This is a genomic window from Sphingomonas sanxanigenens DSM 19645 = NX02, assembly GCF_000512205.2.
Classification (GTDB): domain Bacteria; phylum Pseudomonadota; class Alphaproteobacteria; order Sphingomonadales; family Sphingomonadaceae; genus Sphingomonas_D; species Sphingomonas_D sanxanigenens.
This window is the reverse complement of sequence record NZ_CP006644.1, coordinates 2516811-2542927: the sequence shown is the minus strand read 5'-3', so window position 1 is coordinate 2542927 and position 26117 is coordinate 2516811. Positions and strand designations below refer to the sequence as shown.

Sequence of the window (26117 nt, the reverse complement as noted above, 5' to 3'; positions counted from 1 at the left end):
TTCAGCGCCCGATCGCGCGGGCGACCTCGACGAAATCGGCGACCGACAGCGTTTCCGCGCGCCGCGTCGGATCGATGCCGCAGCGTTCCAGCGCATCGAGCGCGCCCGGCATGCCCTTGAGGCTCTGGCGCAGCATCTTGCGGCGCTGGCCGAAGGCAGCGCCGGTCAGCCGCTCCAGCGTCGCGAAGCGGACACCCTCGGGCGCCGGCTGGGGGCGGATGTGAACGACCGCCGACATCACCTTGGGCGGCGGCACGAACGCGGAGCGATGCACGTTCATCGCGATCCGCGCGCTGCTGCGCCACTGCGCGAGTACGGCAAGCCGCCCAAACGCGTCTGATTGTGGCGCCGCGACGATACGCTCGGCAACCTCGCGCTGGAACATCAGCGTCAGCGACTGCCACCAGGGCGGCCAGCGGTCACCCGAGAGCCATCCGACCAGCAAGGCGGTGCCGACATTATAGGGCAGGTTGGCGACAATGTGCGCGCCGCCACCGGCTTCCCGCTCGGGATCGATCGCCAGCGCATCGCCCTCGATCACCCGCAATTTGCCCGGAAAGGCCTGCTCGACTTCGGCGAGCGCGGGCAGGCAGCGCCGGTCGCGCTCAACCGCGACGACCGAGGCCCCCGCCCGCAGCAGCGCGCGGGTGAGACCGCCGGGCCCCGGGCCGACCTCGAACACCGTCTGGCCGGCGAGGTCGCCGGGAATGGCGGCGATGCGATCGAGCAATTGCTCGTCCAGCAGGAAATTCTGGCCGAGCGCCTTGGACGCGGCAAGGCCGTGTCGCGCGATCACGTCGCGCAGCGGCGGCAGCAATGGGGAGGGCGCGGTCATCGGCCGATCCGGCCCGTCGTCACTGGTTGGCGCGGGCGCGGTGTTCGGCGGCAGTGGCGGCAAGCTTGATCGCGGCGATCATCGCCCCCGGGATCGCCTCGTCGCGGCCGGCGATGGCGAACGCGGTGCCATGATCCGGGGCCACGCGCACGATCGGCAGGCCCAGCGTCATGTTGACGCCCTCGTCGAAATGCAGCGTCTTGAGCGGGATCAGCCCCTGATCATGATAGAGGCACATCGCCACGTCATAACCCTGGCGCGCCCGCGCGTGGAACATCGCATCCGCCGCGAACGGCCCGGTGACGTCGATCCCTTCCTCCCGCAACTGGGCGATCGCGGGCAGGATGATATCGATCTCCTCGCGCCCCATCGCGCCATTCTCGCCGGCATGCGGGTTGAGCCCGGCGAAGGCGAGGCGGGGGGCAGCGATGCCGAAATTGCGGGTCAGCCCGCGCGCCGTGGTCCGCGCCTTGGCGACGAGCAGTTCGACCGTCAGCAGCGACGGGACCTGCGCCAGCGGCACATGCGTCGTGATCGGCACGACGCGCAGCGAGGGGCCGGCCAGCATCATCGCGACATTGTCGCGCGCGACGCCGCAGCGTTCGGCAACGAACTCGGTCTGGCCGGGATGACGGAAACCGATCGCGTAAAGCTGGCTCTTGGAAACCGGCCCGGTCACAAGGCCGCTGGAAATGCCGGCGCGGGTCAGCCCGGCCGCCAGTTCGAGCGAATCGAGCGAGCAACGCGCGCCCTCGAGGCTCGGCTGGCCGGGCGCGATCGGCCCGGCATCCTCCATCTGGATGACCGGCAAGCCGCGCTCGAACGCCGATACCGCCTCATCGGGATCGGAAATGCGGACAACCGGTCCGCTCCACACCGTTTCCACCGACCGGGCATCGCCGACCGCGAAGAAGGGGTGCAGCGAATGCGCGCCGCGGGCGGCCCAGGCCTTTGCCGCGATCTCCGGACCGATGCCGGCGGGATCACCCAGTGCCACCGCGAGCGGCGGCATCGATGTGAGACGATCAGCGATAATCGACCACCGCATCGCGCCGAAGGTCGCGCAGATAGATCTGGGCGCGGCGATTCACTTTCTGGTCTTCCATGTCGCCCTTGATCTTTTCGAACGACGGGCCTTCGGCGACCTGCGGATCGTCGCGACCGCACAACACCAGCACGCGCACGCCATCTTCCTGCGAGCCGAAGGGCGGGGTCGCTTGGCCGACCTGGAGGTTGAGCATCATGTCCTGAAGCTGCGGCGGCAGGTTCTTCACCGGGATCTGCGAATTGTCGACGACCTCGGCACCCACCGACTTCGCGATTTCGGTCGCGCCGCCGCACCCCTGGATCTTGGCGGTCGCAGCTGCGAAGGCGGCCGCCTTTTCGGATGCCTGCGCCTGCGTCGTGCCGGGCGCGAAGGGCAGCGAGATCTGCCGCAGGCTGAGCAGCGCGTCACGCGGATCGGCCGTCAGCACCTGGCGCTGATCGACCATGTAGAGGATCGAAAAGCCGCCCGGGATCTCGATCGGGCCGGCAATCTGGCCGATCTTCATCTCGCGCATCGCGGTGTCGAGCGCATCGGGCAGTTGTCCGGCGCGGATCCAGCCGACGTCACCGCCGACCGATTTGGTCGATGCTTCGGAAAACTGGCGCGCATAGGCAGAAAAGGAACCGCCGGCCCGGATCTGCTCGATGATCCTGCGACCGTTCTGGAAAACCTCGCCAGCGGTCTCGGACGTCGCCGAGAGGTAGATCTCGCCGATGTGATATTCGGCCTGGCCCTTGGCGGCGTTCAGGCGATCGATCACGGCCTGCACCTCGGCGTCGCTCACGCCCGCCTCCACGCGGCGGCGCAGCAAGCGGCTCCAGGCGATTTCGCCCCGGATCTGGCGCTTGATCGAGGCTTCGGACGAGCCGTTCTCGCGCAGATACTTCGCGAAATCGTCGGGTGCGCGGCCGAAATTGCGCGCGACGCGCACATAGCTCTGCTGCACCTCCTCGTCGGGGACGGTGATCTCGTTGGCCTTGGCCTCCTGGATCTGCAGCGTCTCGTCGATCAGGTTGCGCAGCACCTGCAGCCGCAGCCGCTCGCGCTCCTCGGCGGGCACACGGCCGCCATTGGCGGTGATCACGAGCGCGAGGCGCTGCGCGACGTCGGTCTCGGTGATGATCTCGCCGTTGATGATCGCCGTCGCCTTGCGCATCGCGATCGTCGAAGGGCCGTAGATCGTCGGATTGTCCGGCAGGTTGAGCTGCGCTTCGCCGGGGGTGCCCTCGTCGGGAACGGCCTGACCGATCGCGCCGGTCGTCATCATCGCGATCGCTGCCAGCGCTGCGCACGCGCGCAGGCCGATGCTGTTGGTTTTTACCACTGCCTTGCTCAAAGTCCCATCGCTTCCACCATGCGGCGCTCGTGCCCCAATGTCGCTGAACGCACGCTTAGCGGCCAATATTCTTTAGCGAGAGCCGCAACAGGAAGCTGTTGCCGCGCCGCGCGTCACCGGTGTCCTCATAGTCGCGCCGCCACGTCAAGCCAAGCTCCAGACAATCATCCTCATAGGAAATGCCGACCCGATGGCGGACCGGCTCATATCCGTCGGACGACGAGAGCAGATCCTCGCCGCGGCTGGTAAGGTCGATGATCGTCGACCCGAAGACCGACCAGTAGCGCGCGACCTGCACGCGGCCGCCGACCCGAAGCTCCTCGCGATCGCGCAGATCCTCGAGCTCCGGGCCGATGTTGCGGTCGAGCCGGAGATAGCCGACCAATGCATAGGTACTGTCGGAGCCCACCGTGGCATCGATCTCGTTGCGGCGGATCGAGAATCCGTCCTTGTCGAGCCGATAGCGGTGGGTGACGCTCATGAAATCGCGGTAGCGCACCGTGGTGCGGCCGACGATGTCGGAGGTGCGGCTGGAAAGGCCGGTGCCGTCGGGGAAGAGACTGGGCTTGCTGGTCAGGCGATAGCTCTGGCCGACGATCGCGTTGACCGACAGCCCCGGCCGGTCGAGCTGCCATTCGACGCCATAGGTAACGCGCGTACCATCCTCGTAGCGGTCATAGCCCGGGAACCGGTTGAGCGCGAAAAGATTGCTGTCCTCAAGGTCGACCGCGCGCGAATCCTCGTTGGGGATCTTGAGGTTGGCGACGTCGGGGGTGGCGACGAACTGGACGCGCGGGGTCAACCGCTGGGTGCCGCCGAACAGTTCGCCCACGAACGGCCATCGCACGTCCACCGCCGCGCTGGCGATGCCGCGGCCTTCCCAGCCCGGGCGACCGCGATAGCTTTCGGTGATCGTGCGCAGCACCTCGTCGGTATGATAGACGTCGCCGCGGACATAGCCGGTGAACACCACCTCCTGGCCGAGGCCGGTCAGGGTGCGCAGATCCCAGCGCGCGCTGGCGAAGGCGCGCTGCGTATCCTGCCCCTCGGTGCGCGCGAGCGCGAGGCTGTTCGCCTGCAGTTCGATCCGGCCGCCGAGCAGCGGATCTTCCAGCCTGCGGCGATAATCGATGATCGGCAGCGCGATCGGCTGCTGGCTCTGGACGTCGCTGACGCGCAGCGTCTGCACCGCCCAGCCGGCGATCGAGAGATAGGAATCGTCGTCGATCCGCTCGGCCTCGACCACCGAGCGCAGGCGATCCTCGCGGCTGATGTCGTAGCGGCGCAGGAAGGTGCGGTCGGTGGTCAGCCGGCCGGACCCCCGTATGCTCCAGTAGGGGGAAAGCTGAAACTTGCCGCTGACGTCGATGTAGCCGCGGAAATCGCGCTGCGAGTCCGCGGTCTGCTCAGCCGTCGCCGGAAGCCGCGATCCATAGGTCGCCCAGCCCGACACCTGGTAGGCGCCGGTCGAGGTCAATGCGCGATACTGGCCTTCGATCGCCGGCAGCACATCCGTATACACGTGCGGCGTGATGGTGACGTCGCGGTTGGGGCCGAGCGGCAGATAATAAGGCAGGCCGATCTCGAGCCCGTTGCGCCGGCTGTAGCGCAGGTTGGGTACCAGCAGACCGGCACCGCCAGAGCCGCCATCGGGATGCGACAGGCCGGGCAGGGGGATGAACGGCAGCCCGAACATCTCGATGCGCGCGCCCTTGTAGCTGATGCGGTGCCGCACCGGATCGTGCACCACCTTTACCGCGGTGATCCGCCACACCGGATCCTTGGGGCAGCCATCCTGATCGATCACCGAGCAGGGCGTGTAGGCGGCATGATCGAGCGTCGAGACGCCGTTGACGCGCGTGCCGCGCCGGGCGGCGAGCCGGCCGCCATCCTGCAGCACGATCAGCAGGTTTTCGACGATGCCGTCCTTCAGCGTGTCGGTCAGCTCCACCGAATCGCCATAGGCGGTGTCACCCCCGGGATTGGTGACGGCGACATTGCCCGTCGCGCGCACCTCGCCGCTCTTGCGGTTCCACGTCACGCTGTCCGCCCGCAGCCGGTTGCCTTCGCGGAACAGGCGCACGTCGCCGCTGGCGGTGACGACATCGGCATCATTGTCGTAGGTCAGGGCATCGGCGGTGAAATCGATCTGCTCGGGATCGGCCGGTGCCGCCGCGGGGGGCGGCGGCGGATCGACCGGCCGTTCCGAGAGATCCTGCGCCGCGGCGCGGCTTTCCATGAAACCCGCGACGCCAAGCATGGCCACAATGATTGCGATCCTGCTCGTCACCGAAGTCCCCACACGCCATATGCCGAACGCTGCATCCGACGGCCTATCGCATCGCTCAGCGCCAACCGCAATTGCCCTGACGCGGGCGGGGTTGGCCTGAGCGGTCCGGCTGGCCTAGAGAGGCAGCCGACGTCTCGCATCAGGACAGCACAGATCATGCGTATCAGCTTCGCCGACACCGCCCCCGAGGGCGCTTATGCCCTTGCCTTTCCCGTCGCCAAGGGGGCGCTCGATGCGCTGCCGCTCGCCGGGCTGGGCGCGGGCGATGCGGCGCATGCGCGGCTGACGGCGGCGGCGCAGCGTTTCGAAGGTGATTCGGGCAGTCTCGTCGAATTTTTCGTGGCCGATGGCGATGCGGTGCGTCGCGTGCTGCTGGTCGGTATCGGCAAGGCCGCCCCGACCGATCTCGAAAAGGCCGGCGGCGCGCTGGTGGCGCGGCTTCAGACATCGGGCGAGACCCGGCTGGTCGTCGCGCTCGGCGGCGAGGACAGCGATGCCGAGGCGGCGGCGCGCGTCGCGTTCGGCGCGGCGCAGCGCGACTGGCGGATCGACACCTACCGCACCAAGCTGCCCGCCAAGCAGAAGCCGACGCTGGAAGAACTGGTGGTCGTGGGCGGCGGCAGCGGCGCCGACGAGGCGTGGGCGCGGCTCTCCGCGGTTGCCGAGGGGCTGTTCCTCACCCGCGAGCTCGTGTCCGAGCCGCCCAACATCATCTATCCGGAAAGCTTCGTCGAACGCTGCCGTTCGCTTGCCGGACTCGGCGTCGAGATCGAGGTGCTGGACGAGGCGGCGATGCAGGCGGCGGGCATGGGGGCGCTGCTCGGCGTGTCGCAGGGCTCGGCGCGCGAAGCGCAGCTGCTGGTGATGCGCTGGAACGGCGCCGAGCGCCCGGACCAGCCGACCGTCGCCTTCGTCGGCAAGGGCGTGACCTTCGACACCGGCGGCATCTCGCTGAAGCCGGGCGCGGGCATGGAAGACATGAAGTGGGACATGGGCGGCGCGGGCGCGGTTGCCGGCGCGATGAAGGCGCTGGCGCTGCGCAAGGCGCGCGCCAATGTGATCGGCGTCTGCGGCCTCGTGGAAAATATGCCCTCGGGCACCGCGCAGCGTCCGGGCGACGTCGTCACCAGCATGTCCGGCCAGACGATCGAGGTGATCAACACCGATGCCGAGGGGCGGCTGGTGCTGTGCGACGCGATCACCTGGGTGCAGCGCAACCATTCGCCCGCGGTCATCGTCGACCTCGCCACCTTGACCGGTGCGATGATCATCGCGCTGGGCAGCGAGCATGGCGGGCTGTTCTCCAACGACGACACGCTGGCGGACCAGCTCCTCGCGGCCGGCAAGGCGGTGGGCGACCCGCTGTGGCGCTTCCCGCTCGCCGACGAGTATGACAAGCTGATCGATAGTCCGATCGCCGACATGAAGAATGTCGGCCCGCGCGGCGCCGGATCGATCACCGCGGCGCAGTTCATCCAGCGCTTCGTCGACGAAGGCGTGAAGTGGGCGCATCTCGACATCGCCGGCATGGTCTGGTCCGACAAGGCGGCGCCGCTGTGGGAAAAGGGCGCGACCGGCTATGGCGTGCGCCTGCTCGACCGGCTCGTCGCCGACCAGTTCGAGGGCTGATCCGCGGTGCAGGTGGATTTCTACCACCTGACCGTGCGGCCGGTTGAGGCGGTGCTGCCGCGCATCGCCGACCGCGTGCTGGAATCCGGCGCGCGCCTGCTGGTCGTGTCGGCGGACGAGGCGCAGCGCGAACGGATCGACGGTGCGCTGTGGACGCAGGACAAGGAAAGCTTCCTGCCTCATGGCCTCGCCGGCGGCGCGCATGACGCCGACCAGCCGGTGCTGATCGGCGCCGATGTCGCCGCCGCGAACGGCGCGCGCCACGTCGCGCTGGTCGATGGCGAATGGCGGGACGCGGCGCTGGACTTCGACCGCGCCTTCCACTTCTTCGACGAGGCGAGCATCGCCGCGGCCCGCACGGCCTGGCGCGCGCTTTCCGGCCGCGAGGGTGTCGAGCCGCGCTACTGGAAGCAGAACGAACAGGGCCGCTGGGAACGGGTGGCGTAAACCCCGGCTTGCCCAGGCGCGGCCGAGCGGCTACGGGGCGGCCACTTTTTCCCCCAGCAACTTTGACGGAGCGATACGGCAATGGCCGCGAACCGGACCTTTTCGATCATCAAGCCCGATGCCACCCGCCGCAACCTGACCGGTGCGGTCACCAAGATGCTGGAAGAAGCGGGCCTGCGCGTCGTCGCTTCCAAGCGCATCCAGCTCACCAAGGATCAGGCCGAGGGCTTCTACGGCGTCCACAAGGAACGCCCCTTCTTCAACGATCTGGTGGCCTTCATGACCTCCGGCCCGGTCGTCGTTCAGGTGCTGGAAGGCGAGAACGCCGTGCAGCGCAACCGCGACATCATGGGCGCCACCAACCCGGCGAACGCCGAGCCCGGCACGATCCGCAAGGAACTGGCCGAATCGATCGAGGCGAACAGCGTCCACGGTTCGGACAGCGATGAGAATGCCGCGATCGAGATCGCGTTCTTCTTCAAGCCGGAAGAAATCGTCGGCTGATCGGGCAGGGGGCGCGGTATCGATTGCGGCGCCCCCGCCCCTCAACTCCTGAAGTTCGTCCGCGCGAGTTCGACGACTTCGCTGCCCCGGCCGCTGATGATCGCCTTCAGCATGTAAAGGCTGAAGCCCTTTGCCTGTTCGAGCTGGATCTTGGGCGGCATCACCAGTTCCTGCTTCGCCGTCACCACATCCACCAGCACCGGCCCCGGATGCGCCAGCGCCTCGCGCAGCACGCCTTCAAGGTCGGCCGACTCCGTGACGCGGAAACTCTTCACCCCCATCGCCGCCGCCATCGCCGCAAAATCGGGATTCTCCAGATCGGTGCCGCTGTCGAGATAGCCGCCCGCCTTCATCTCCATCGCGACGAAGCCCAGCGACCCATTGTTGAAGACGATGACCTTCACCGGCAGGCCGAGCTGAGTGAGGCTGATGAAATCGCCCATCATCATCGTGAATCCGCCATCGCCGGACAGCGAGACCACCTGGCGATCCGGCGCCGCCGCCTGCGCGCCGATCGCCTGCAGCATCGCATTGGCCATCGAGCCATGGTTGAACGACCCCAGCAGCCGGCGCTTGCCGTTCATCTTCAGGTAGCGTGCGGCCCAGACGGTCGGGGTGCCGACATCGGCGGTGAAGATCGCATCGCCCGCGGCGATCTCGCTGACCAGCCGGGTGAGATATTGCGGATGGATCGGCCGGCCGGGCTTGTCCGGCACCGCAAGATCGTCGAGGCCCTCGCGCGCCTTGGCATAATGTTTGAGCGCGGTTGAGAGAAACGCCTCGTCGGAGCGCGGCTTGAGCCGGGGCAGCAGCGCTGCGACCGTCTCGCCGACATCGCCGACGATGCCCTGCGTCAACGTGGCACGCCGGCCGAGCGCGCCGGGATCGCGATCGACCTGTACGATCTTCGCGTCCCTGGGATAGAAGGCGCGATAGGGGAAATCGGTGCCGAGCATCAGCAGCAGGTCGCTGCTCATCATCGCGTGATAGCCCGAGGAGAAGCCGATCAGCCCGGTCATCCCGACATCGTAAGGATTGTCCCACTCGACATGCTCCTTGCCGCGCAAGGCGTGGACGATCGGTGCACGCAGCCGCGCGGCGAGATCGACGACGGCGTCATGCGCGCCGGCACAGCCGCTGCCGGCAAGAATGGTGATCGCCTCGGAACCGTCGAGCAGCGCTGCGAGCCGATCGAGCTCGGCATCGGCGGGCAGGATGCGCGGCGGCAGGGGCGCGGCCCAGCGCGCCGAAGCGCCCGCCGGCGCCTCGGCAAGCGCGACGTCTCCCGGTATCACGACGACCGCGACGCCGCCGCGCCCGACCGCGGTGTTGAGTGCGCGGTGCAGCACCTCGGGCATTTGCGACGGGCTTGAAACAAGCTCGACGAAGTCACTGCATTCCCTGAACAACTCCTGTGGGTGCGTTTCCTGGAAATAGCCGAGGCCGATCTCCGAGGACGGGATGTGCGCGGCGATCGCGAGCACCGGTACGTGGTTGCGCTGGCAGTCGAACAGGCCGTTGATCAGGTGGAGATTGCCCGGCCCACAGCTTCCCGCACACACCGCCAGCTTGCCCGTGATCGCCGCCTCGGCACCCGCCGCGAACGCCGCCGTTTCCTCGTGGCGCACGTGCATCCATTCTATCCGTCCGAGCCGGCGCAGGCTGTCGTTGAGGCCGTTGAGGCTGTCTCCGGTGACGCCCCAGATCCGCTCGACACCAGCGTCGGCAAGCGTGAGGGCGAGAAGATCGGCGACGGTACGGGCCATGACGGCAGACTCCCTGGCTGTGGCGCCCTCTGTTGCGGGCGGCACTTTGTGGAAGCCCGCGCGCCGCGATCCGGTTCCATTGCGGCTTTGCCCGCCGCGCATCAGGACTATGCACGCCGCCACCGCCTATCGTCGAGTACGACGATAGGCGGGGCAGAGCCGGGCCGATGCCGTCAGGTGTTCAGCCCGCCATCCACATTCAGGACGACGCCGCTGATCTGCCGCGCGGCCGGGCTGGCAAGGAACGCAACCGCGGCCGCCACGTCACGCGGCTCGCCATAGCGGCCGAGCGGGATCAGGCTGCGCTGGAAGTCCGCGAACTCGCCGTCGGCGGGGTTCATGTCGGTATTGGTCGAGCCCGGTTGAACGAGGTTGACGGTGATGTCGCGGGGGCCGAGCTCGCGGGCGAGACCGCGGGTGAAGGAATGCAGCGCGGACTTGGTCATGTAATAGACCGTGCCGGTGTCTCCCACGATGCGGTCCGCGCCTGCCGATCCGATGCCGATCACCCGGCCGCCTTCGCGCAGGTGCGGGATCGCCGCCTGCGCCGCGAGGATCGGCGAGCGGATGTTGACGTCGAGCAACGCGTCGATCGCGTGCAGCGCCATGTCCGCGATCGTGTCGTAGATCACGATCGCGGCGTTGTTGACGAGGATGTCGAGCCCGCCCAGCGCCGCCGCGGCATCGTCCACCGAGCGCTTGACCGCTACGGGATCGGCGCTGTCCGCCTGAAAGGCGAAGCCTTTGACGCCCTGCTCCTCGATCGCGCGGACGACCTCCGCGGCGAGGTCCGCGGAGCGCTCATAGGTGATCGCCACGTCGGCACCTTTTTCAGCGAGCGCCAATGCGATCGCCGCACCGATGCCGCGCGACGCGCCCGTGACGAGCGCGCGCTTGCCGGTCAGTTCAGTCATGGACTTGCTTTCTATAGTGATCGATACACAATCGGCTAGGGTCGTTGATTTCGGGTGTCAACTGATTTATATATCGATCGATGCAGAAAGCCGATCACCCCGGAGATACGCCTGCGCAAGCGGAAGACGCCCGCGCGCGCACGCGCGGGCGGCCGCGCGCGTTCGACCGGGAGGCGGCGCTCGCCAGCGCGACGCGGCTGTTCTGGACCAGGGGTTATGAGGCGACGTCGATCGCCGACCTGACCAAGGCGATGGGAATTGGATCGCCCAGCCTCTACGCTGCCTTCGGCTCGAAGGAGGCGCTCTACGGCGAGGCGCTGCGCCACTATCACGAGCATAACGAGCCCCATTTCTGGACGCGCTTCGCCGCCGCCGCGACTGCGCGCGCGGCGTTCGAGGCTTTCCTGATGGATTCGGCCGCGGCGCTCACCGGTTGCGTCGTCGATAACCCGCGCGGCTGCATGGTGGCGCTGTCGTCGGTCGGCAGCGAGGGGCATGCCGAACTCGGTGATCTGGTGCGCGCGGCGCGCGTCGAGACTTTCGCGCGGCTCAAGCGGCGGCTGGATCAGGGCGTCGCGGACGGCGATGTTCCCGTCGATACGGATACCGCGGCCCTCGCCCGGTTCGTACAGATCGTCCAGAACGGCATGTCGATCCTCGCGCGCGACGGCGCGACGCGCGCTGACCTGGAAGAGGTCGCCGCAGTGGCGATGCTCGGCTGGGATGCGCGGGCAGGGGGAGCGCCCCTATTGTAAGGTGCCGCTGAATGCGCACGATCTCGACCGCTCACAGGTAGCCCGCGATGCCGCGAACAAGGCTTGATCGGCGTTGTTTTCGGACGAAGCTGCAACTCCTTCAAGCTTCAAGCGTCTTGATCTCCCGGTGACGGAGTCGCCAGCGCCGCGCGTGTCGCGGAAATCGGTCAAGGAACGAAACATCCGATGGGCAGAGACGATAGGGCGAACGCCGTCATCATTCTTTCTCGAGCGAGAGCGTTGATGGCTGAAGCGCTGCAGTTGCTGGATAGCGCCAACGCCCTGGAACCCGGCGCGCACCTCGACCTTGCCATACACGCGCTTGACGCGAAGCTTGGTCATCATCCGTCGTCCTGCAATCCGTCTTAAGTCAGAGGCGCAAGGTTCGCGAGGCCGTGCTCGGGCTTGGCGAAGCTCAATCAACGGATCTTCGATCAGAACCGCCCGTTGGCTGCGGGCGCAGACAATGGGGCATGTTCCCCGGACCGCATAATCGCCCGTTCCGGCAACCGTCATTCCGCCTACGCGACGGTCGGGCGCCGCTCTCGTAATGGGCCGACACACTACCTATATCAAACGTATCGCACCCGTACTCACAGCGTAGGTGCGGCTGAGAGATCCGTCGTGCTCCCGCTGGGAACGGGAGAATTGATATGACGAACGTTTTGGAACCCGGCGCGGGAGGCGTGGCGAACGTGTCTGGCCCGCCTGACGTGGATCTCAACCGGCTGTTGTTCGATGAGCAGAGCGCGATCATGCGGGCGGAAGCTGCCGGCGAAAGCATGTTGCGGCACGGCCATGAAGCGGCGGCGCGGGAATATCGCATTCTCATCGATGAGACGCCGTTCCCGCTTCGTGATCCCCATGATTTCGGCGCGCGCAGGCAGCAGCGCACAGCCGAGCAGGATGACGCCGCGGAAGGCCTAGGTTCGTTGTCGGTACCCGCGCGATGCACGGATGCGGATCTGGCGCAATTGCGGGCGCGCGTCGTGCGCATGGAATCGGAACTCGGCCAGCTCCTCGCCAACGGCCGGATCGGCAGCCGCTACAACACGTACGCCCACAGATCCCGGCTGGTGCGGCAACAGAAGCAGCGCGTCAGCGTGCTGTGCAGTGATGGGCCCGTTGGCGATCGCTAGGGGCGCTGCGCAGACAAGCGCCTGCGGCGTCGATCACTACCGCCTTCGCGCTTATATTCGTGTAGCGTGCCTCTATTCTTGGCGATCGACAGCTGTTGCCGCAAGACGCAGCCAGCCTCTCCCCTATGCTCCCTGTAAGAAAGCGACACCTCAAAACCGCCGATGCGGATACCCGCGCAGTACCGCTGCGGTCGCGCGTCAAGTTGCACCTAAGTTGCCCGATCGATCACACTGATAGGTATAATCCGCTTAGTGATGCCTCCGAAGATGGGCTACGTCCTCCTTATAACAGAGGAGGAAGCGATGCTCATACGATCGACTGGCCGGCTCGCACGGCTATTATCGGCCACGGCGCTTGTCGCCGCCGTACCCGTTACTGCGCAGACGGTCGATCCGCAGCAGACGCAGGTCGAAACGCGCATGGCCACGGTGGCTGCGCCCAGCGCCGCCGCCAATCCGCCGCCCGCCCAAGCCGGCGTGTCGGGTACCGTCGATGCCAAAGGCGGCGCCACCTCGCCCAAAGCACCGCAGATGACGCGCGACAACGGCGCACCGATCGGCGACAATCGCAACTCGCTCGCCGCCGGGGACACTGGCCCCGTGCTGCTCGAGGATATCACGCTGATCGAGAAGCTCGCCCGCTTCGACCGCGAGCGCGTGCCGGAGCGCGTGGTCCATGCGCGCGGCACCGGCGCGCATGGTGTGTTCCGTGCCACCGCCGATCTATCCGACATCACCACCGCCTCGCTGTTCGCGCAGCGTGGCAAGGAAACGCCGGTCTTCGTCCGCTTCTCCACCGTGATCCATCCGTCTGGATCGCCGGAGGGGCTGCGCGATCCGCACGGCTTCGCGGTCAAGTTCTACACCGATCAGGGCAATTGGGATCTCGTCGGCAACAATCTGCCGATCTTCTTCATCCGCGACGCCATCCAGTTCCCGGACATGATCCATTCGCTCAAGCCCTCGCCGGTCACCAACAAGCAGGATCCCAACCGCCTGTTCGAATTCTTCTCGGGCACGCCCGAGGCGACCAACATGCTTGTCCACGTCTATTCGAACCTTGGCACGCCCGCGTCGTACCGAACGATGGACGGTAACGGCGTTCATGCCTTCAAGCTCGTCGGCAAGGATGGCAAGACTATCTTCGCCAAGTTCCGCTGGATCAGCCACCAGGGAGTCAAGAATCTCGATGGCGACACCGCCAACAAGGCGCCGTTCAACCATCTGACCGACGATCTCTACGGCGAAATCGCGAAGGGCAACTTCCCCAGCTGGGACCTGATGGTGCAGACCCAGACCGCGGAGGAACTCGCCAAGCTGCCCTATAACCCGTTCGACGACACCAAGGAGTGGCTCGGCGTCCCGTTCCGCAAGATCGGCGAGATGACGCTGAACAAGGTGCCGGAGAATTTCTTCCGCTTCACCGAGCAGTCCGCCTTCGCGCCGGCCAATCTCGTGCCCGGGATCGAGCCGTCGCCCGACCGCATGCTCCAGGGGCGGCTATTCTCCTATTCGGACACCCAGCGCTACCGCATCGGCGCCAACGTCATGGATCTGCCGGTGAATCGCCCGCGGGTGGATGTCGTCAACAACTACCAGGACGGCCAGCTCGATCATGCGACCGGCAAGATCGACGTGAACTACTTCCCTTCGGTTACGGCGAAGAAGGCGGTCGATCCGAGGTTCGCGCCGGCGCCCCACAGGATCGACGCGATCGTGCAGACCGCGCCGATCTCGCGGACCGAACCGTTCGACCAGGCGGGTGCCTTCTATCGGGCGCTCAAGCCGGCCGACAAGGCGGATCTGGTCAAGAACCTCGCGGGGGACCTGAACGTCGTCACCTCGCTGCGCACCAAGGTGATCATGGTCAGCTATTTCGCGCAGGCCGACCGGGATCTCGGCACGCGGCTCGGCCAGGCCGTCAATGTGCCGGCAAGCGAGGTCGAGAAGGCGATCGCCGAATATAATGCGTCGCTCGACGCCCGTTACGCGGGGAAATGAGCGTGCTTGCCATGTTGGCCGGAGCCGCGCTCGCCGCGGCTCCGGCACCCGCCCGGGAGCTTCCCCCGCCCGAGCGGCGGCAGGACCTGCTGTTCGAGGCGGCGAAACTCGGCCGCACCGATCTGATCCCGTTCCTTGCGAAGAACGGCGCGGACGTGAACGCCTATGAAGCGCGCGGATTCACCCCGTTGATCCTTGCCGCCTATAACGGCCAGGCGGCGGCGGTGGATGCGCTGATCGCTGCGGGGGCGGATGCGTGCAAGCCCGACGCCAGTCAGGGCAACACGGCGCAGATGGGCGTGGCGTTCAAGGGCGACGATGCGATTGCAGAGCGGCTGCTGAAGGAAAAGTGTGACGTCAACGCGCGCAACAATGCGGGCCAGACCGCGCTGATGATGGCCGCGCTGTTCGGGCGGACGAGGCAGATCGAGATGCTTCTGGCGGCCGGCGGCGACCCGGCCATCGCCGACGCTGCGGGACGCACCGCCGCGATGGTGGCCGCCGCACAGGGAAATGACGGGCTCGCAGCACGGCTGCAGCCGCGAACCGACCGCGCGCCGGGCGGCTTCAAACAATGACGGGATAAGGCGCGCGCCGGTCCCGGTCTTCTGGCAAGGCGCACGCAGTTGCTCTGCGACCCGACACGCGGGAATCGGCGTAGAACCTCTGGCTTCGCAGGCGTCCGCGAACGCCGACAGCTAAGCCCAAGCCGCCGGGCAGCAAGCATGATTGACGTGCTCCCCTGATTGTCACCAGTCAGACGTAGCGTCCGGCTTCTTCATGATGGTTGGTTGAAGGCAACGTGCCTGGGGCCATGCCTCCAGACACGTTAGCGGGCAATCTCGGCGGGGATCCCACCGCCCAGTTTCGAGTGCGGTCTGACGTGATTGTAGTAGTGCCGCCAAGCGGCGAGCACGAAGCGGGCGTGAGCCAGCGACGTGTACAGCGTTTCGTTGAGGGATTCGTCCCGCAGGCGGCCGTTGAAGCTCTCGACGAAGCCGTTCTGCATCGGCTTGCCGGGCGCGATGCATTGCCACTCGACCCGCCGCTGCTGCGACCAACGCAGGATGGCGAACGATGTTAGCTCGGTGCCGTTGTCAAGATCGGTCTCATTTCAGGGGAGGACATCAAGGAATTTCCCTCGGCACTGGCTTTCCTGCTGCGCGAAGCTATAGGGGTGCAGCCGCGCGGTCAGGCGATCGTGTGGACATAGGCATTTCGCTTCGGCCGAACTTTCTGAACACGCGCCAGAATAAGTCCGGTCGGCGAACGATCGGAGGAATGAGTGGACGCGGGCTCGGCAGAGATTTCAGTTCGAACTGGCGGCGAAAAGGGTGTCACTGATGGCCGCTCCGCTACCAGCAGAATAGGCCGGTCATGAAGTGCGGCGCGCTATTTTCAGGCATTGGTGGCTTTTGCCTTGGTTTCGAGCAAGCCGGCTTCAGCACCGCCTGGGCGGTTGAAGTCAATGAGCATGCCGCCACCACCTACAGCCAAAATCTTCCGCATGTGCGTCTTCTGACGAAGAGTGTGCTCGATGTCAGTGTTTCCGGCGATGCGCTGGAGCCCGTCGACGTGCTTCATGCCGGCTTTCCCTGCCAGAGCTTCTCGCAGGCGGGCGAGCGCCGGGGATTCGAAGATGATCGCGGGAAGCTGTTTTACGAGATCATCCGTCTTATCAATGAGTTCGGACCCAATAAGCCCAAGGTGCTCGTTCTCGAAAATGCGCCGTTCCTCCGCTACGGCGAGGGCGGTGCGTGGTTTCTGGAGCTTCAGCGGGCGATCCGAAAAGCGGGATACTGGTTCCGTCCGGAGAACAGCTGTGAGCTGACAGCAAATGAGCTGACCCCGCTCCCGCAGCAACGCACACGCCTGTTCATGGTGGCGCTCTCCATGGATGCGTTTCGGAGCGGCCGCTTTGAGTTCCCTGCCGAGAAGGACAAAAACCCCAAGGATATGCGCAAATATATCGATTTCGATGGGCACGCAGAAGATGAGTATTACCTTCCCACCGAAAATCGCTATTTCAAGATGATAAGCAGCAGCGTGACCGATCGGGAGTGTTTGTATCAGCTCCGGAAGTATGAAGTTCGCGCCAAAGAGCCCGGTGTTTGTCCGACGCTGACAGCAAACATGGGGTTAGGCGGCCATAATGTCCCGTTTATTATGAACAGCCGCGGACTGCGGAAGCTGACTGAATACGAGTGCCTTTCGCTGCAGGGATTTCCCGAGAAATTCATCTTTCCTGACGACGTTCCGCGTGCGAAACGCTACATTCAGGTCGGCAATGCAGTAACGGTTCCCGTGGCCCACTTGCTGGCTGAGAAGGTCCGAATCAGACTTGCAGAAGAGGGGCTCTGAATGAAGGCGGTGGGGTTTGAGTTCCCGGTGGACAGTTCGGACCAGTGGGACGGTTTTAACGATCCCGGCATCGAGCATTTCACGGGAAATCGTCTGCAGCACCTCGGGCGTGAGGTGCCCCAGAATACGATCGATGCCAAGATCGGTTCGCCGGCTCGCATCACCGTGTCGCTGCGCAAGGTGCCGGTTAAGAGTGTGCCTGGAATCTCCGATCTTAAGGGGGCCGTGGCCCGTTGCGCCGAGGCAGCACCGGGCGAGGACAGCGAGAAGGCGACAAAATTCTTTGCTGACGCCGCAAAGCTACTCGATGGCAAGGACATTCATGTCCTTCAGCTTCGGGACGCCAATACCACGGGGCTTCGAGGTCCATGCGTCAATGGCAAACCTTTTTTCGCCCTGATGAAGGCCACGGGACAGAGCAAAAAGATCGGAACCTCGACCGGCTCTTACGGGATCGGGAAGTTTGCGCCATTCACGGTTTCCGAGCTTCGCACCGTCTTCGTCAGCACCGTCTGGGCAGACGAGCAAGACCAGCTTCATCATTATGTCCAGGGCAAGTCGGTGCTGATGTCGCACCTCGACGCTGACGGCAAGACGAGGCGCGGCACGGGATTCTGGGGTGTTCGCAAGCAGTGTCAGCCCGTCGATTCGCTGACCAGCGACATTCCCGACTGGCTTAGTCTGGCGGATGCCGACGGCAAACTCGATGGGCAACAGGGCACGATGCTGAGCATCATCGGCTTCACCCCGACCAAGGGATGGCAGAACGTGCTGACTGCCAACATTATCGAGAACTTCTTTGGCGCAGTCAGCCGCGGCGAACTCGAAGTGAATATTGAAGGCGGCATTGTGATAAGCGCCGCAACACTCAGCGGTCTGCTTGCCGATCCGGACGTTAAGGCGTCCGTCTCCGAACAGGCTGGCGAACCCGAAAAGTTTGATAATGTCGCCAGCTATCTCCGGGCGCTGGAGGGCGGTACCGAGGTCCATGTCGAGAAGTCAGAAAACTATCACCTTGGCGAGTGCGAGCTCCGCATTCTTGTGGGTGAGAACCTGCCGCGGCGGGTGGCGGTGCTGCGTAATGGCATGCTCATCACCGAATCGCTACAGGGCCTGATCCGTTTCGGTGATTTCAAGGAATTCGCTGCAGTTCTTGAATGCCCAACCGAAAAAGGACTGGAACTGCTTCGCGCGATGGAGCCGCCTCGCCACGATGCGTTTGAGCCCGATCGCCTTCCCCCTGATCGCCGCCAGCAGGGACGCACAGCACTCCGTGAACTGGCGACATGGGTTCGAAAAATGCTGGCGCGCCACGCCAAGGATCCGGTTGCGGAAGAAACCAGCCTCGATGAGCTAGCGGCATTCTTCGGCGACGAAGACGATGAAGGTGCAGCCAAGCAGAAGGATGAAAATCCGGCGGGCGCGATCGTGATCAGAGCGCGCGCGGTCAAGCCTAAGCTGGGCGGCGGAACCTTCGGCGGGAGTGCTGCGAGCGTCGATGACGAAGCAGGCGGGGCTGGAGATGGCAGCGGAGACGGGGATGGGGATGGTCCCGGCGAGGGCGGCGGTAGCGGCGGCGGGGAAAATGATGCCGGCGGGGGCGATAGGCCTGCGTCAGATGGCGGGGCATCGCAGCAACGCAAGACTCAAAGCTCGGGACTGCCGCTTGGTGATGTGCGCGCGGTGCCTTTGACTCCCAACAGCCGGCGCGTCGCATTCACGCCATCGGAATCCGGAGCCCTCGTGATCGAGCTTCAAGATTCCGGTGCTGATACGAATTATGCGCTGGCCGTGCATGCGGCAAGTCAGGGCGCAATAAAGGATGGCCGTATCGAGGGGATCGTTGCCAAAGCGGGTGCCCGCTGCATCATCGATGTCGAGCTCGCACAGGATTTTCAGGGTACGCTGAGGGTGGTTGCTAATGCAATTTGATCTGCTGCGGGCATTCCCGTATCCCGTGCTCCGGCCCGGCGTTGACGATTACCGGGACAGCGATATTCAAGCGACAGTCCATTTCGAGCAGTCACCGGACAGTACCACGATTACCGCAGAAATTGATTTCGCGCTCAGCGTGACTGAGATTGAAGCGCTCGTCGCTGAAGGCAAGGCCGACTATGTGGTAGTGTTTTCATGTCGGGACACATATTTCCGCAAAGCTTCCATCAGCAAGCAGCCGAGCCTTACAGAAATTTTCTCGGCTGGCGAGTTGCGTGGCGAGGTTCTTATCCCTACTGAGTCAGAAGAAGGGGGGATTCGGTACCGGCGCAGATGTGATAGGCTCGGTGATTCAAACTGAGCTGGAGGGTCGGGATGGAGGGTCGCTGGACGGAGGAGATTGAAGCGCGTTTTGACGCTTATGTCGATCGTCTTGTGAAAGTGATCGGGCATGCGGACCGAGCCGAACCGTTGAGGGATTATTGCACGGGACTGCTGCTTCCCGTGGAGCGCAAGAGCGTGGAGCCGCTGGCGGCGGTGGTTCGGCCTGACCGGGTATCGGCGAAACACCAGTCGCTGCTGCATTTCGTGGGTCAGGGCGGCTGGTCGGACGAGGCGCTGATGGCGTGTGTCCGCGAGCAGGTTCTGCCGGTGGTGGAGCGCGACGGCCCGGTCGAGGCCTGGATCATCGACGACACGGGCTTTCCCAAGAAGGGGAAGCATTCGGTCGGCGTGGCGCGGCAATATTGCGGACAACTCGGCAAGACCGAGAACTGCCAGGTGATGGTCAGCCTGTCGTTGGCGACCGAGACGGCGAGCCTGCCGGTTGCGCACCGGCTGTTCCTGCCGGAGGCCTGGGCGAACGACGCCGAGCGGCGGCGCAAGGCCAGGGTGCCCGAGGATATCCCCTTCCGGTCCAAGACCGGGATCGCGCTCGATCAGCTCGCGGCGGCGATCGCGCAAGGCTTGCCGCCAGGCGTCGTGCTGGCCGATGCCGGCTATGGCGGCGCCGCCGATTTCCGCCAGGGCGTGACCGATCTGGGCTTAGCCTACGCGGTCGCGATCCGCCCCATCACCAATGTCTGGCGCCCCGGCGAGGCGCCGCCGCCACGCTCCAGAACGCACCGCCGTGGCCCTCGGCCTGGTGAGCAGAAGCTGCCCAAGCACGCTCATCAACCGGTTCAGGTCAAGGCGCTCGCGCTCGAGTTGCCCGACAGCGCGTGGCAGACCGTGACCTGCCGCCAGGGATCGAGCGAACCGCTCGGCGGACGCTTCGCTTTCCTGCGGCTATGCTGTGCCAATGGCGATGGCCTGCGCGCCAATCCTTCCCCCGAGCTATGGCTCATGATCGAATGGCCACAAGGCGACCCCGAACCCGCCCGCTTCTGGCTCTCCACCCTGCCAGCCGACATCGCCACGACCGAACTCGTCCGCCTCACAAAGCTGCGCTGGCGCATCGAGCGCGACTATCTCGATCTCAAGCAGCAATGCGGCCTCGGCCACTATGAAGGCCGCGGATGGCGCGGCTTCCACCACCATGTCACCCTATGCATCGCCGCCTACGGATTCCTCATCTCCCAAATGGAGACGATTCCCCCCTCAGCCCTCCACCATCCGCTATCCCGCCAAAAACCTCCCATTCCCAAAGCCTATATCCCGCGCGGCGCTCCCCGTTCGGCCGCAGCGCCATGTCCATGACTCCATCGCCACCATCCGCATCCACCTCGCCGCCGCCATCGTCAGGCGCCTAGCTCGATGTCCCTGCTGTCTCGCGCCTCAATCCAATATCCGATCTTTATGACGCAGTAGGGTTATTTACCCCTACATAATCGCATCGGGTGACATCAGCGGCTTTGAATGTCCGTGGATCAACGAAGAGTTTGGATCCGGACCATTTGCGTTCCCCAGCGGCGCTGTTTTGGCACTCGACCAACCGCAGTCGATTTACATCGACCGTGATGCGTTCAAGCCGATCAGTTCCTGTTTTCAGCTGGTCAAGAAAGATAGCGTCCCCGACAACGAGTGGCAGATTCAGGCGGACGATGACAAGGTGCAGATTGCAGTCAGCTCTGGCCTCAAGGCGCGCATTGATGCAGCCCGGAACACGAAAGAAAACCGGGCGATACTGCTGAACTCCATTTACTTTGCCGCGGTGATGCAGTGCCTGAGCCTTCTCAAGCATGGCGACGATCAGCTTGATTACCGCTGGGCGCATATCTTTCGGCAACGCATGGCTGATCAGGGCATCGATATCAAGAATCACGAGGAAGCTTGGATCGCGCAGCAGCTTATGCGTCACCCAATCACCATCCTCGACAGCTATTTCTTCGGGGAAAAGGGTGAATGAGCAAGATCCGCTTCCTCCGATCTGCAGCTCTCGTGGATCTGCGCGGCAACATTCCTCAGAATCTCGCAGCTTACCGTGCGGGTGATTTCAGCGAGGTCTGTGCTGATCCTGCATATTGGTTCGAGCACGATATCGAGTGCGACGAAGCCGCCTTGGCGGCGCTCCTTGCGCCGGCCGATGGCAAGTACTTTGAGGTCGAAAACTGCGGCATTGTTTACGGCGCACTGAAGGACTTGAGTCCTTATGAGGCGCGCGATGAGCGCCTCTGGACCTATCTCAGCCATACCGCACTACTTCAGCATGCGCGTGCGCGCTGGCCAATTCCTGATGATGATGATGCCGCCGCCAAGCATATAGCCAAGCACTTCTTCGCGCGGGACAAGCGGCAGGTCGAACGTGACAACGTCGGATCGCGTCTCTGGTGGATGGCCCATCTTTGTGCTCGGGTCACTTCGATGGAACGGGAACGGGCTCTTCAGGCATTTTTATTTCGATCCGATGTGCGTGCCAATCTAGTTGAACGGCCAACTACTTCGCAGTGTTCAGAATTGTTCGGTGCAATCGTTCAAAAGCTCGCGATGTCGCTGGAAGGAGGAAAGCACCTTTTTGAACGATCTACCTTTAGAAGGCTGATGATGGAGATCAATTCGGTCGGAGGATACAAACTTCTCGACTGCTTGCCAGCGCACCAAGTTGAGGCCATTCTTGATGACATCATTGGCAACAAGCTAAAGCTGTCAATCTTGTAGATGCGTTCTGTTCGCGCATTAAGCTGCGTCGTGATAGTCGTCTTTGAACAATTGGAACGTTGGTTGGGCGCGACGCGAACGCATCCCACCACCTAACTCAATACGCCGGCGTAGCCGGTGCGGACTATGAGCAGGAAACGGCGGCAAATGGCGGGCCATGCGAGATAGCGATGAGAACTATATCTACTCCATAGCCCTCCATGACCCTATAAAATAGGCATACGCATGAAAATCGATGTGGAGCGGCGTGCAAAAGGGACCCCGTTATGGGGGTGATCGGCGTCTAAAAGGGACCCCCATCTCGATGGTTTAGGTGCGTCCGCTTGGTTGTAGCCAGGCGGCGGGATCGGGATGTTGATTTTGGAGACGGTGGTAAGGATTCGGCGCGAGCACGCCGACGGTAAATCGATCAAGGCGATCGCGCGTGACCTGCGGGTGTCGCGCAAGGTGATAAGGAAGGCGATCCGAGCCCCGGAGGCGGGCTTTGCTTATCGGCGGTCGGTGCAGCCGCTTCCCCGGATCGGTCCGTTCCAGGAGCGCCTGGATACTCTGCTGACGGAGAACGAGGCACGGCCGCGGCGCGAACGGCTGCGGATGACGCGGATTCACGACCTGCTGCTGCGCGAGGGGTTCGACGGCTCCTACGATGCGGTCCGGCGCTATGCGAAGCGCTGGCTGGACGACCGACGCAAGGATGCCGGCGACGGCGCCGCGGCGTTCATCCCGCTGATGTTCCGGCCCGGCGAGGCCTACCAGTTCGACTGGAGCCACGAGGATGTGGAGATCGCCGGCAAGCCGATGCGGGTGAAGGTCGCGCATATGCGGCTTTGCGCGTCGCGGGCGGTGTTCGTGCGGGCCTATCCCCGCGAGACGCAGGAGATGGTGTTCGACGCCCATGCACGGGCGTTCGCTTTCTTCGGCGGCGTGCCGACGCGCGGCATCTACGACAACATGAAGACCGCGGTGACGACGGTGTTCACCGGCAAGGAGCGGGTCTTCAACCGCCGGTTCCTGATCATGGCCGATCACTACATGATCGAGCCTACCGCCTGCTCGCCAGCAGCGGGTTGGGAGAAGGGCCAGGTCGAGCACCAGGTGCAGACGATCCGGGGGCGGTTCTTCCAGCCCCGATTACGCTTTGCGAGCCTGGAGGAGCTGAACGGGTGGCTTGAGGCCGAGTGCCGCCGCTGGGCGGCGCTGCACCCGCATCCCGATCAACGCGAGCTGACCATCGCCGAGGCATGGGACGCCGAGCGCCCCTCGCTCCAGGTGATGCTGGCGCCGTTCGACGGCTTCCACGAGACGCCGCACGCGGTGACCGGCACTTGCCTGATCAGCTTCGACCGCAACCGCTACTCGGTCATGGCCAAGGCGGCCCGGCGGGCGGTGCAGGTTCGCGCCTATGCGGACCGGATCGTGGTCCGCCTCGACGATGAGGTGATCGCCGAGCATCCCCGCTTCTTCGGCCGGGATCGGATGATCCTCGATCCCTGGCACTACCTGCCGGTGCTGGCCAAGAAGCCGGGCGCCTTGAGGAACGGAGCACCGTTCCAGGACTGGGATCTCCCGCCGGCACTGGCGCGGCTCAGGCGCAAGCTGGGGACAGGCGATGAAGCCGACCGCCGGTTCGTGCGCGTGCTCTCTGCCGTGCTGACCGATGGCCTCGAAGCGGTCGAGGCCGCGATCCGCGAGGCACTCGCCGCCGGCGCTGCCAGCGATGACGTAATCCTCAACATCTTGGCACGGCGGCGAGAGCCGCCCCGGCCACTGACCATCGCCACGTCCGAAGCGCTAGCGCTCAGCCACCCACCGACCGCGGACTGCGCTCGCTATGACCTTCTGCGAGGCGCCCGTGCAGCGGCATGAGATGATCGCCGCGATGAGCGGCCTGGGCCTCAAGGGCATGGCTGGCGCCTTCGACGAGGCGGTCACCACGGGCATGCAGCGCAAGCGCACCGCCATCGAGATCCTGACCGATCTGCTACGCGCTGAGGCTGCTCATCGCCATGCGGCATCGATCCGCTATCGCATGACCGCGGCCAGGCTTCCGGTGGTGAAGGACATCGATGCGTTCGTGTTCGAGGGGACGCTGATCGATGAGCAGCTGGTGCGCTCGCTGCATGCTGGCTCGTTCCTGCCCGGTCAGCGCAATATCGTCCTGGTCGGCGGCACCGGGACCGGGAAGACCCACCTGGCCGTCGCAATCACTGCCAGCGTCGTGCGTGCCGGCGCCCGCGGCCGCTACTACAACACCGTGGATCTGGTGAACCGGCTCGAGGAAGAGAGCCGCCTCGGCAAGGCCGGCGCGCTTGCGGCCCAGCTCTCCCGCCTCGATCTCGTCGTGCTCGATGAGCTTGGCTATCTGCCGTTCGCCCGCTCGGGCGGCCAGTTGCTGTTCCACCTCGTCAGCAAACTCTACGAGCGCACCTCGGTGATCATCACGACGAACCTGGCGTTCGGGGAATGGCCGACCGTGTTCGGCGATCCCAAGATGACGGCCGCGCTGCTCGATCGCATCACCCATCACTGCGACATCGTCGAGACCGGCAACGACAGCTGGCGCCTCAGAAACCGAAGCTAAAACCCTCCCCCCGGACCCCCCACCCGGCGGTTGACCCGGTGGGTCCACAGGAACCTCCCACGGCCGGCACCGCCAGCGCTTGGGGGGCGCGCAGCGCCGGCCGTGGGTCCCTCCTATGGACTACCGGGACAACCGCCCGGCAACCCGAAAAGGGGGTCCCTATTGCACGCCGATATGGGGTCCCGGTTCGACGCCTATTTACAAAAATCGACGGTCTTCATGGTGCGGTCTCCTTCCGTCCGGTCGGGACTCACCATGAACACTGGGGTATCGGGACTATGGAAATCGACAAGGACAAAATCGACGATGCAGTCCTTGCGCTGCTCTTCCACTCACTCGGCCGGGACGGCCGGTCATGGAAGAGCTTCGATTGGGGCGCGATGAACCGAGTGCATGAGAAGAGGTTCATCAGCAATCCGTTCGGCAAGGCGAAATCCGTCGTGTTGACCGACGAGGGAATCGAGCGGTCGGAACAGCTTTTCCGGACGCTCTTCTGCAAGCCCGAATAAGACGACCGAACTGAAGTGCTATTTCCTGATCGTAACGCCGAACAGATGCTTCGCCATGAACTCGGTGAACGCAGTCAGCTTCGGTGAGGGATATCGGGTCGAGGGCCAGAGCAATCGGAACGTCCCCGCATTCGCGGTGTGCTCTTCGAGAATCTGAACCAGCCTTCCGGCCTCGATGTATCGCGCCACCACGAAATCCGGCAGGCAGGCGATGCCAATGCCCTGTTCGGCCAGAGACAGCAGCGGTTCGATAGTGCTCGCCACCAACGTCGCAGGAAGCTCAATGTCCAACGCCCCTCCATCGGCATGGAGCGGCCACCGTTCAAGTTTGCCGGTGCTCGGAAACTTGTGGTGCAGGCAGCTATGGTCCAAGAGATTGGCAGGCGTCTGCGGCGTGCCTCGGGCTTTCAAATAGCCAGGCGCAGCCACGATTTGGTGCCGGAACGTGCCGATAACACGGGTCATCAGACGCGAATCGCTGACCTCGCCGGTGCGGATCACCGCGTCGAACCCCTCATCAATGACATCCACGAGCCGATCCGTGAAATCAAGGTCCAGCTCAATCTCCGGGTAGGTGCGGACAAAAGCCCCGATTGCCGGCAGTAACAACATACCGACGAGCGGAAGGCTGACGCGCAGCTTTCCGCGTGGCGCTTCCTGGCGCTGCGACAGTTCCAACTCGGCGGCCTCGATTTCGCAGACGATGCGGCGGCAGCGTTCAAGAAACAGCACGCCCTCGGGGGTTAGCGTGATGCTGCGCGTGCTGCGATGGAAGAGGCGCACGCCGAGCCGATCTTCGAGCCGGGCGACCGCTTTGCCTATGGCGGAAGCGGACACGCCAAGCTGGCGGCCAGCAGCAACGAAACTGCGGGTTTCCGCCGCCTGCATGAACGCGCCTAGCCCGGCCATGTGATCCATCATGCCAATCTCCATTGCGGACGCATATGTCCGCTAAGAATGGAAATGTAGCC

Annotated in this window: 24 protein-coding genes and 1 pseudogene; 16 read left to right on the top strand and 9 right to left on the bottom strand. The window is 64.6% G+C overall.

Annotated elements, in window-relative coordinates; all coding sequences use genetic code 11:
* Position 1 precedes the first annotated feature (1 nt).
* The 4 genes from rsmA to NX02_RS11710 all read right to left on the bottom strand — a co-directional run bounded on the left by rsmA (position 2) and on the right by NX02_RS11710 (position 5479).
* Positions 2–835: a 16S rRNA (adenine(1518)-N(6)/adenine(1519)-N(6))-dimethyltransferase RsmA gene (rsmA, locus tag NX02_RS11725; RefSeq protein ID WP_025292380.1), complete on the bottom strand. Its 834-nt coding sequence runs from the start codon at positions 833–835 to the stop codon at positions 2–4.
* Positions 836–854: 19 nt separating this feature from the next.
* Entirely contained in the window at positions 855–1847 is a 993-nt protein-coding gene (gene pdxA, locus NX02_RS11720) for a 4-hydroxythreonine-4-phosphate dehydrogenase PdxA (protein WP_084717731.1), read from the bottom strand.
* A gap of 13 nt (positions 1848–1860) precedes the next feature.
* A complete protein-coding gene (locus tag NX02_RS11715; RefSeq protein WP_053000752.1) occupies positions 1861–3150 on the bottom strand; it encodes a peptidylprolyl isomerase in 1290 nt (429 codons plus the stop codon).
* 124 nt (positions 3151–3274) lie between these two features.
* A complete protein-coding gene (locus NX02_RS11710; protein ID WP_025292377.1) occupies positions 3275–5479 on the bottom strand; it encodes an LPS-assembly protein LptD in 2205 nt (734 codons plus the stop codon).
* A gap of 186 nt (positions 5480–5665) precedes the next feature.
* On the opposite strand from NX02_RS11710, the gene NX02_RS11705 reads away from it, so the two are divergent.
* From NX02_RS11705 to ndk, 3 genes are all read left to right on the top strand, one after another.
* Positions 5666–7138, top strand: a complete 1473-nt coding sequence (locus tag NX02_RS11705; protein ID WP_025292376.1) for a leucyl aminopeptidase — start codon at positions 5666–5668, stop codon at positions 7136–7138.
* A gap of 6 nt (positions 7139–7144) precedes the next feature.
* Entirely contained in the window at positions 7145–7585 is a 441-nt protein-coding gene (locus NX02_RS11700) for a DNA polymerase III subunit chi (RefSeq protein WP_025292375.1), read from the top strand.
* A gap of 81 nt (positions 7586–7666) precedes the next feature.
* The gene (gene ndk, locus NX02_RS11695; RefSeq protein WP_025292374.1) at positions 7667–8089 is read left to right on the top strand and encodes a nucleoside-diphosphate kinase; all 423 of its coding nucleotides are present in this window, start codon (positions 7667–7669) and stop codon (positions 8087–8089) included.
* 41 nt (positions 8090–8130) lie between these two features.
* Here ndk and poxB read toward each other — a convergent pair whose 3' ends face one another.
* Both poxB and NX02_RS11685 read right to left on the bottom strand, forming a co-directional pair.
* The gene (poxB, locus tag NX02_RS11690) at positions 8131–9855 is read right to left on the bottom strand and encodes a ubiquinone-dependent pyruvate dehydrogenase (RefSeq protein WP_025292373.1); all 1725 of its coding nucleotides are present in this window, start codon (positions 9853–9855) and stop codon (positions 8131–8133) included.
* Positions 9856–10028: 173 nt separating this feature from the next.
* A complete protein-coding gene (locus tag NX02_RS11685) occupies positions 10029–10769 on the bottom strand; it encodes an SDR family NAD(P)-dependent oxidoreductase (protein ID WP_025292372.1) in 741 nt (246 codons plus the stop codon).
* Positions 10770–10849: 80 nt separating this feature from the next.
* Here NX02_RS11685 and NX02_RS11680 point away from each other — a divergent pair, with 80 nt between their 5' ends.
* Complete coding sequence (locus NX02_RS11680; RefSeq protein WP_025292371.1) at positions 10850–11524, top strand: TetR/AcrR family transcriptional regulator; 675 nt, start codon at positions 10850–10852, stop codon at positions 11522–11524.
* Here the strand turns inward: NX02_RS11680 and NX02_RS32400 are convergent.
* Positions 11516–11869, bottom strand: a complete 354-nt coding sequence (locus tag NX02_RS32400; RefSeq protein ID WP_158013996.1) for a hypothetical protein — start codon at positions 11867–11869, stop codon at positions 11516–11518. The two genes, NX02_RS11680 and NX02_RS32400, sit on opposite strands and share 9 nt — an antisense overlap.
* A gap of 308 nt (positions 11870–12177) precedes the next feature.
* Between NX02_RS32400 and NX02_RS11670 the strand changes: the two genes are divergently transcribed.
* The 3 genes from NX02_RS11670 (at position 12178) to NX02_RS11660 (ending at position 15242) form a co-directional block, all read left to right on the top strand.
* On the top strand, positions 12178–12663 hold the full coding sequence (locus NX02_RS11670; RefSeq protein WP_025292370.1) for a hypothetical protein: 486 nt from the start codon (positions 12178–12180) through the stop codon (positions 12661–12663).
* A 303-nt stretch (positions 12664–12966) separates the two neighbouring features.
* Complete coding sequence (locus NX02_RS11665; protein ID WP_025292369.1) at positions 12967–14664, top strand: catalase; 1698 nt, start codon at positions 12967–12969, stop codon at positions 14662–14664.
* 11 nt (positions 14665–14675) lie between these two features.
* Positions 14676–15242 (top strand): ankyrin repeat domain-containing protein, encoded by a 567-nt coding sequence (locus tag NX02_RS11660; protein WP_047100009.1) that lies wholly within the window; start codon positions 14676–14678, stop codon positions 15240–15242.
* A gap of 251 nt (positions 15243–15493) precedes the next feature.
* On the opposite strand, the pseudogene NX02_RS11655 reads toward NX02_RS11660, so the two are convergent.
* Positions 15494–15763: pseudogene (locus NX02_RS11655) on the bottom strand (integrase core domain-containing protein); the annotation flags it as partial.
* Between the two features lie 278 nt (positions 15764–16041).
* Between NX02_RS11655 and NX02_RS11650 the strand changes: the two are divergent.
* From NX02_RS11650 to NX02_RS11615, 9 genes are all read left to right on the top strand, one after another.
* Positions 16042–17025, top strand: a complete 984-nt coding sequence (locus NX02_RS11650; protein WP_025292366.1) for a DNA cytosine methyltransferase — start codon at positions 16042–16044, stop codon at positions 17023–17025.
* The gene (locus NX02_RS11645) at positions 17026–18957 is read left to right on the top strand and encodes a hypothetical protein (protein WP_025292365.1); all 1932 of its coding nucleotides are present in this window, start codon (positions 17026–17028) and stop codon (positions 18955–18957) included.
* Positions 18947–19321, top strand: a complete 375-nt coding sequence (locus NX02_RS11640) for a hypothetical protein (protein WP_025292364.1) — start codon at positions 18947–18949, stop codon at positions 19319–19321. The genes NX02_RS11645 and NX02_RS11640 overlap by 11 nt, the downstream gene beginning before the upstream one ends.
* Positions 19322–19335: 14 nt before the next feature.
* A complete protein-coding gene (locus NX02_RS11635) occupies positions 19336–20658 on the top strand; it encodes an IS701 family transposase (RefSeq protein ID WP_025290687.1) in 1323 nt (440 codons plus the stop codon).
* Positions 20659–20878: 220 nt separating this feature from the next.
* A complete protein-coding gene (locus NX02_RS11630) occupies positions 20879–21307 on the top strand; it encodes a hypothetical protein (protein ID WP_025292363.1) in 429 nt (142 codons plus the stop codon).
* A complete protein-coding gene (locus NX02_RS32395; RefSeq protein WP_158013995.1) occupies positions 21304–22056 on the top strand; it encodes a DUF6339 family protein in 753 nt (250 codons plus the stop codon). The genes NX02_RS11630 and NX02_RS32395 overlap by 4 nt, the downstream gene beginning before the upstream one ends.
* Before the next feature lie 351 nt (positions 22057–22407).
* Positions 22408–23922, top strand: a complete 1515-nt coding sequence (istA, locus tag NX02_RS11625; RefSeq protein WP_025290489.1) for an IS21 family transposase — start codon at positions 22408–22410, stop codon at positions 23920–23922.
* Entirely contained in the window at positions 23909–24637 is a 729-nt protein-coding gene (gene istB, locus NX02_RS11620; protein WP_025290490.1) for an IS21-like element helper ATPase IstB, read from the top strand. Before istA ends, istB begins: the two co-directional genes overlap by 14 nt.
* Before the next feature lie 278 nt (positions 24638–24915).
* The gene (locus NX02_RS11615) at positions 24916–25146 is read left to right on the top strand and encodes a DUF6429 family protein (protein WP_025292362.1); all 231 of its coding nucleotides are present in this window, start codon (positions 24916–24918) and stop codon (positions 25144–25146) included.
* Positions 25147–25164: 18 nt separating this feature from the next.
* Here NX02_RS11615 and NX02_RS11610 read toward each other — a convergent pair whose 3' ends face one another.
* On the bottom strand, positions 25165–26067 hold the full coding sequence (locus NX02_RS11610; protein ID WP_228222784.1) for a LysR family transcriptional regulator: 903 nt from the start codon (positions 26065–26067) through the stop codon (positions 25165–25167).
* Between the last annotated feature and the right edge of the window lie 50 nt (positions 26068–26117).

Bases quoted from the DNA above. Each gene is read 5' to 3' on its own strand.
- NX02_RS11650 (WP_025292366.1), top strand. From the start codon at position 16,042: ATGAAGTGCGGCGCGCTATTTTCAGGCATTGGTGGCTTTTGCCTTGGT.
- NX02_RS11635 (WP_025290687.1), top strand. From the start codon at position 19,336: ATGGAGGGTCGCTGGACGGAGGAGATTGAAGCGCGTTTTGACGCTTAT.
- NX02_RS11610 (WP_228222784.1), bottom strand. From the start codon at position 26,067: ATGATGGATCACATGGCCGGGCTAGGCGCGTTCATGCAGGCGGCGGAA.
- NX02_RS32395 (WP_158013995.1), top strand. From the start codon at position 21,304: ATGAGCAAGATCCGCTTCCTCCGATCTGCAGCTCTCGTGGATCTGCGC.
- NX02_RS11715 (WP_053000752.1), bottom strand. From the start codon at position 3,150: ATGATGACGACCGGCGCGATCGGTCAGGCCGTTCCCGACGAGGGCACC.
- NX02_RS11710 (WP_025292377.1), bottom strand. From the start codon at position 5,479: ATGCTTGGCGTCGCGGGTTTCATGGAAAGCCGCGCCGCGGCGCAGGAT.
- istA (WP_025290489.1), top strand. From the start codon at position 22,408: ATGTTGATTTTGGAGACGGTGGTAAGGATTCGGCGCGAGCACGCCGAC.
- NX02_RS11670 (WP_025292370.1), top strand. From the start codon at position 12,178: ATGACGAACGTTTTGGAACCCGGCGCGGGAGGCGTGGCGAACGTGTCT.
- NX02_RS11640 (WP_025292364.1), top strand. From the start codon at position 18,947: ATGCAATTTGATCTGCTGCGGGCATTCCCGTATCCCGTGCTCCGGCCC.
- NX02_RS11685 (WP_025292372.1), bottom strand. From the start codon at position 10,769: ATGACTGAACTGACCGGCAAGCGCGCGCTCGTCACGGGCGCGTCGCGC.
- NX02_RS11645 (WP_025292365.1), top strand. From the start codon at position 17,026: ATGAAGGCGGTGGGGTTTGAGTTCCCGGTGGACAGTTCGGACCAGTGG.
- NX02_RS32400 (WP_158013996.1), bottom strand. From the start codon at position 11,869: ATGATGACCAAGCTTCGCGTCAAGCGCGTGTATGGCAAGGTCGAGGTG.
- NX02_RS11660 (WP_047100009.1), top strand. From the start codon at position 14,676: ATGTTGGCCGGAGCCGCGCTCGCCGCGGCTCCGGCACCCGCCCGGGAG.
- NX02_RS11680 (WP_025292371.1), top strand. From the start codon at position 10,850: ATGCAGAAAGCCGATCACCCCGGAGATACGCCTGCGCAAGCGGAAGAC.
- poxB (WP_025292373.1), bottom strand. From the start codon at position 9,855: ATGGCCCGTACCGTCGCCGATCTTCTCGCCCTCACGCTTGCCGACGCT.
- ndk (WP_025292374.1), top strand. From the start codon at position 7,667: ATGGCCGCGAACCGGACCTTTTCGATCATCAAGCCCGATGCCACCCGC.
- NX02_RS11615 (WP_025292362.1), top strand. From the start codon at position 24,916: ATGGAAATCGACAAGGACAAAATCGACGATGCAGTCCTTGCGCTGCTC.
- rsmA (WP_025292380.1), bottom strand. From the start codon at position 835: ATGACCGCGCCCTCCCCATTGCTGCCGCCGCTGCGCGACGTGATCGCG.
- pdxA (WP_084717731.1), bottom strand. From the start codon at position 1,847: ATGCCGCCGCTCGCGGTGGCACTGGGTGATCCCGCCGGCATCGGTCCG.
- NX02_RS11705 (WP_025292376.1), top strand. From the start codon at position 5,666: ATGCGTATCAGCTTCGCCGACACCGCCCCCGAGGGCGCTTATGCCCTT.
- NX02_RS11665 (WP_025292369.1), top strand. From the start codon at position 12,967: ATGCTCATACGATCGACTGGCCGGCTCGCACGGCTATTATCGGCCACG.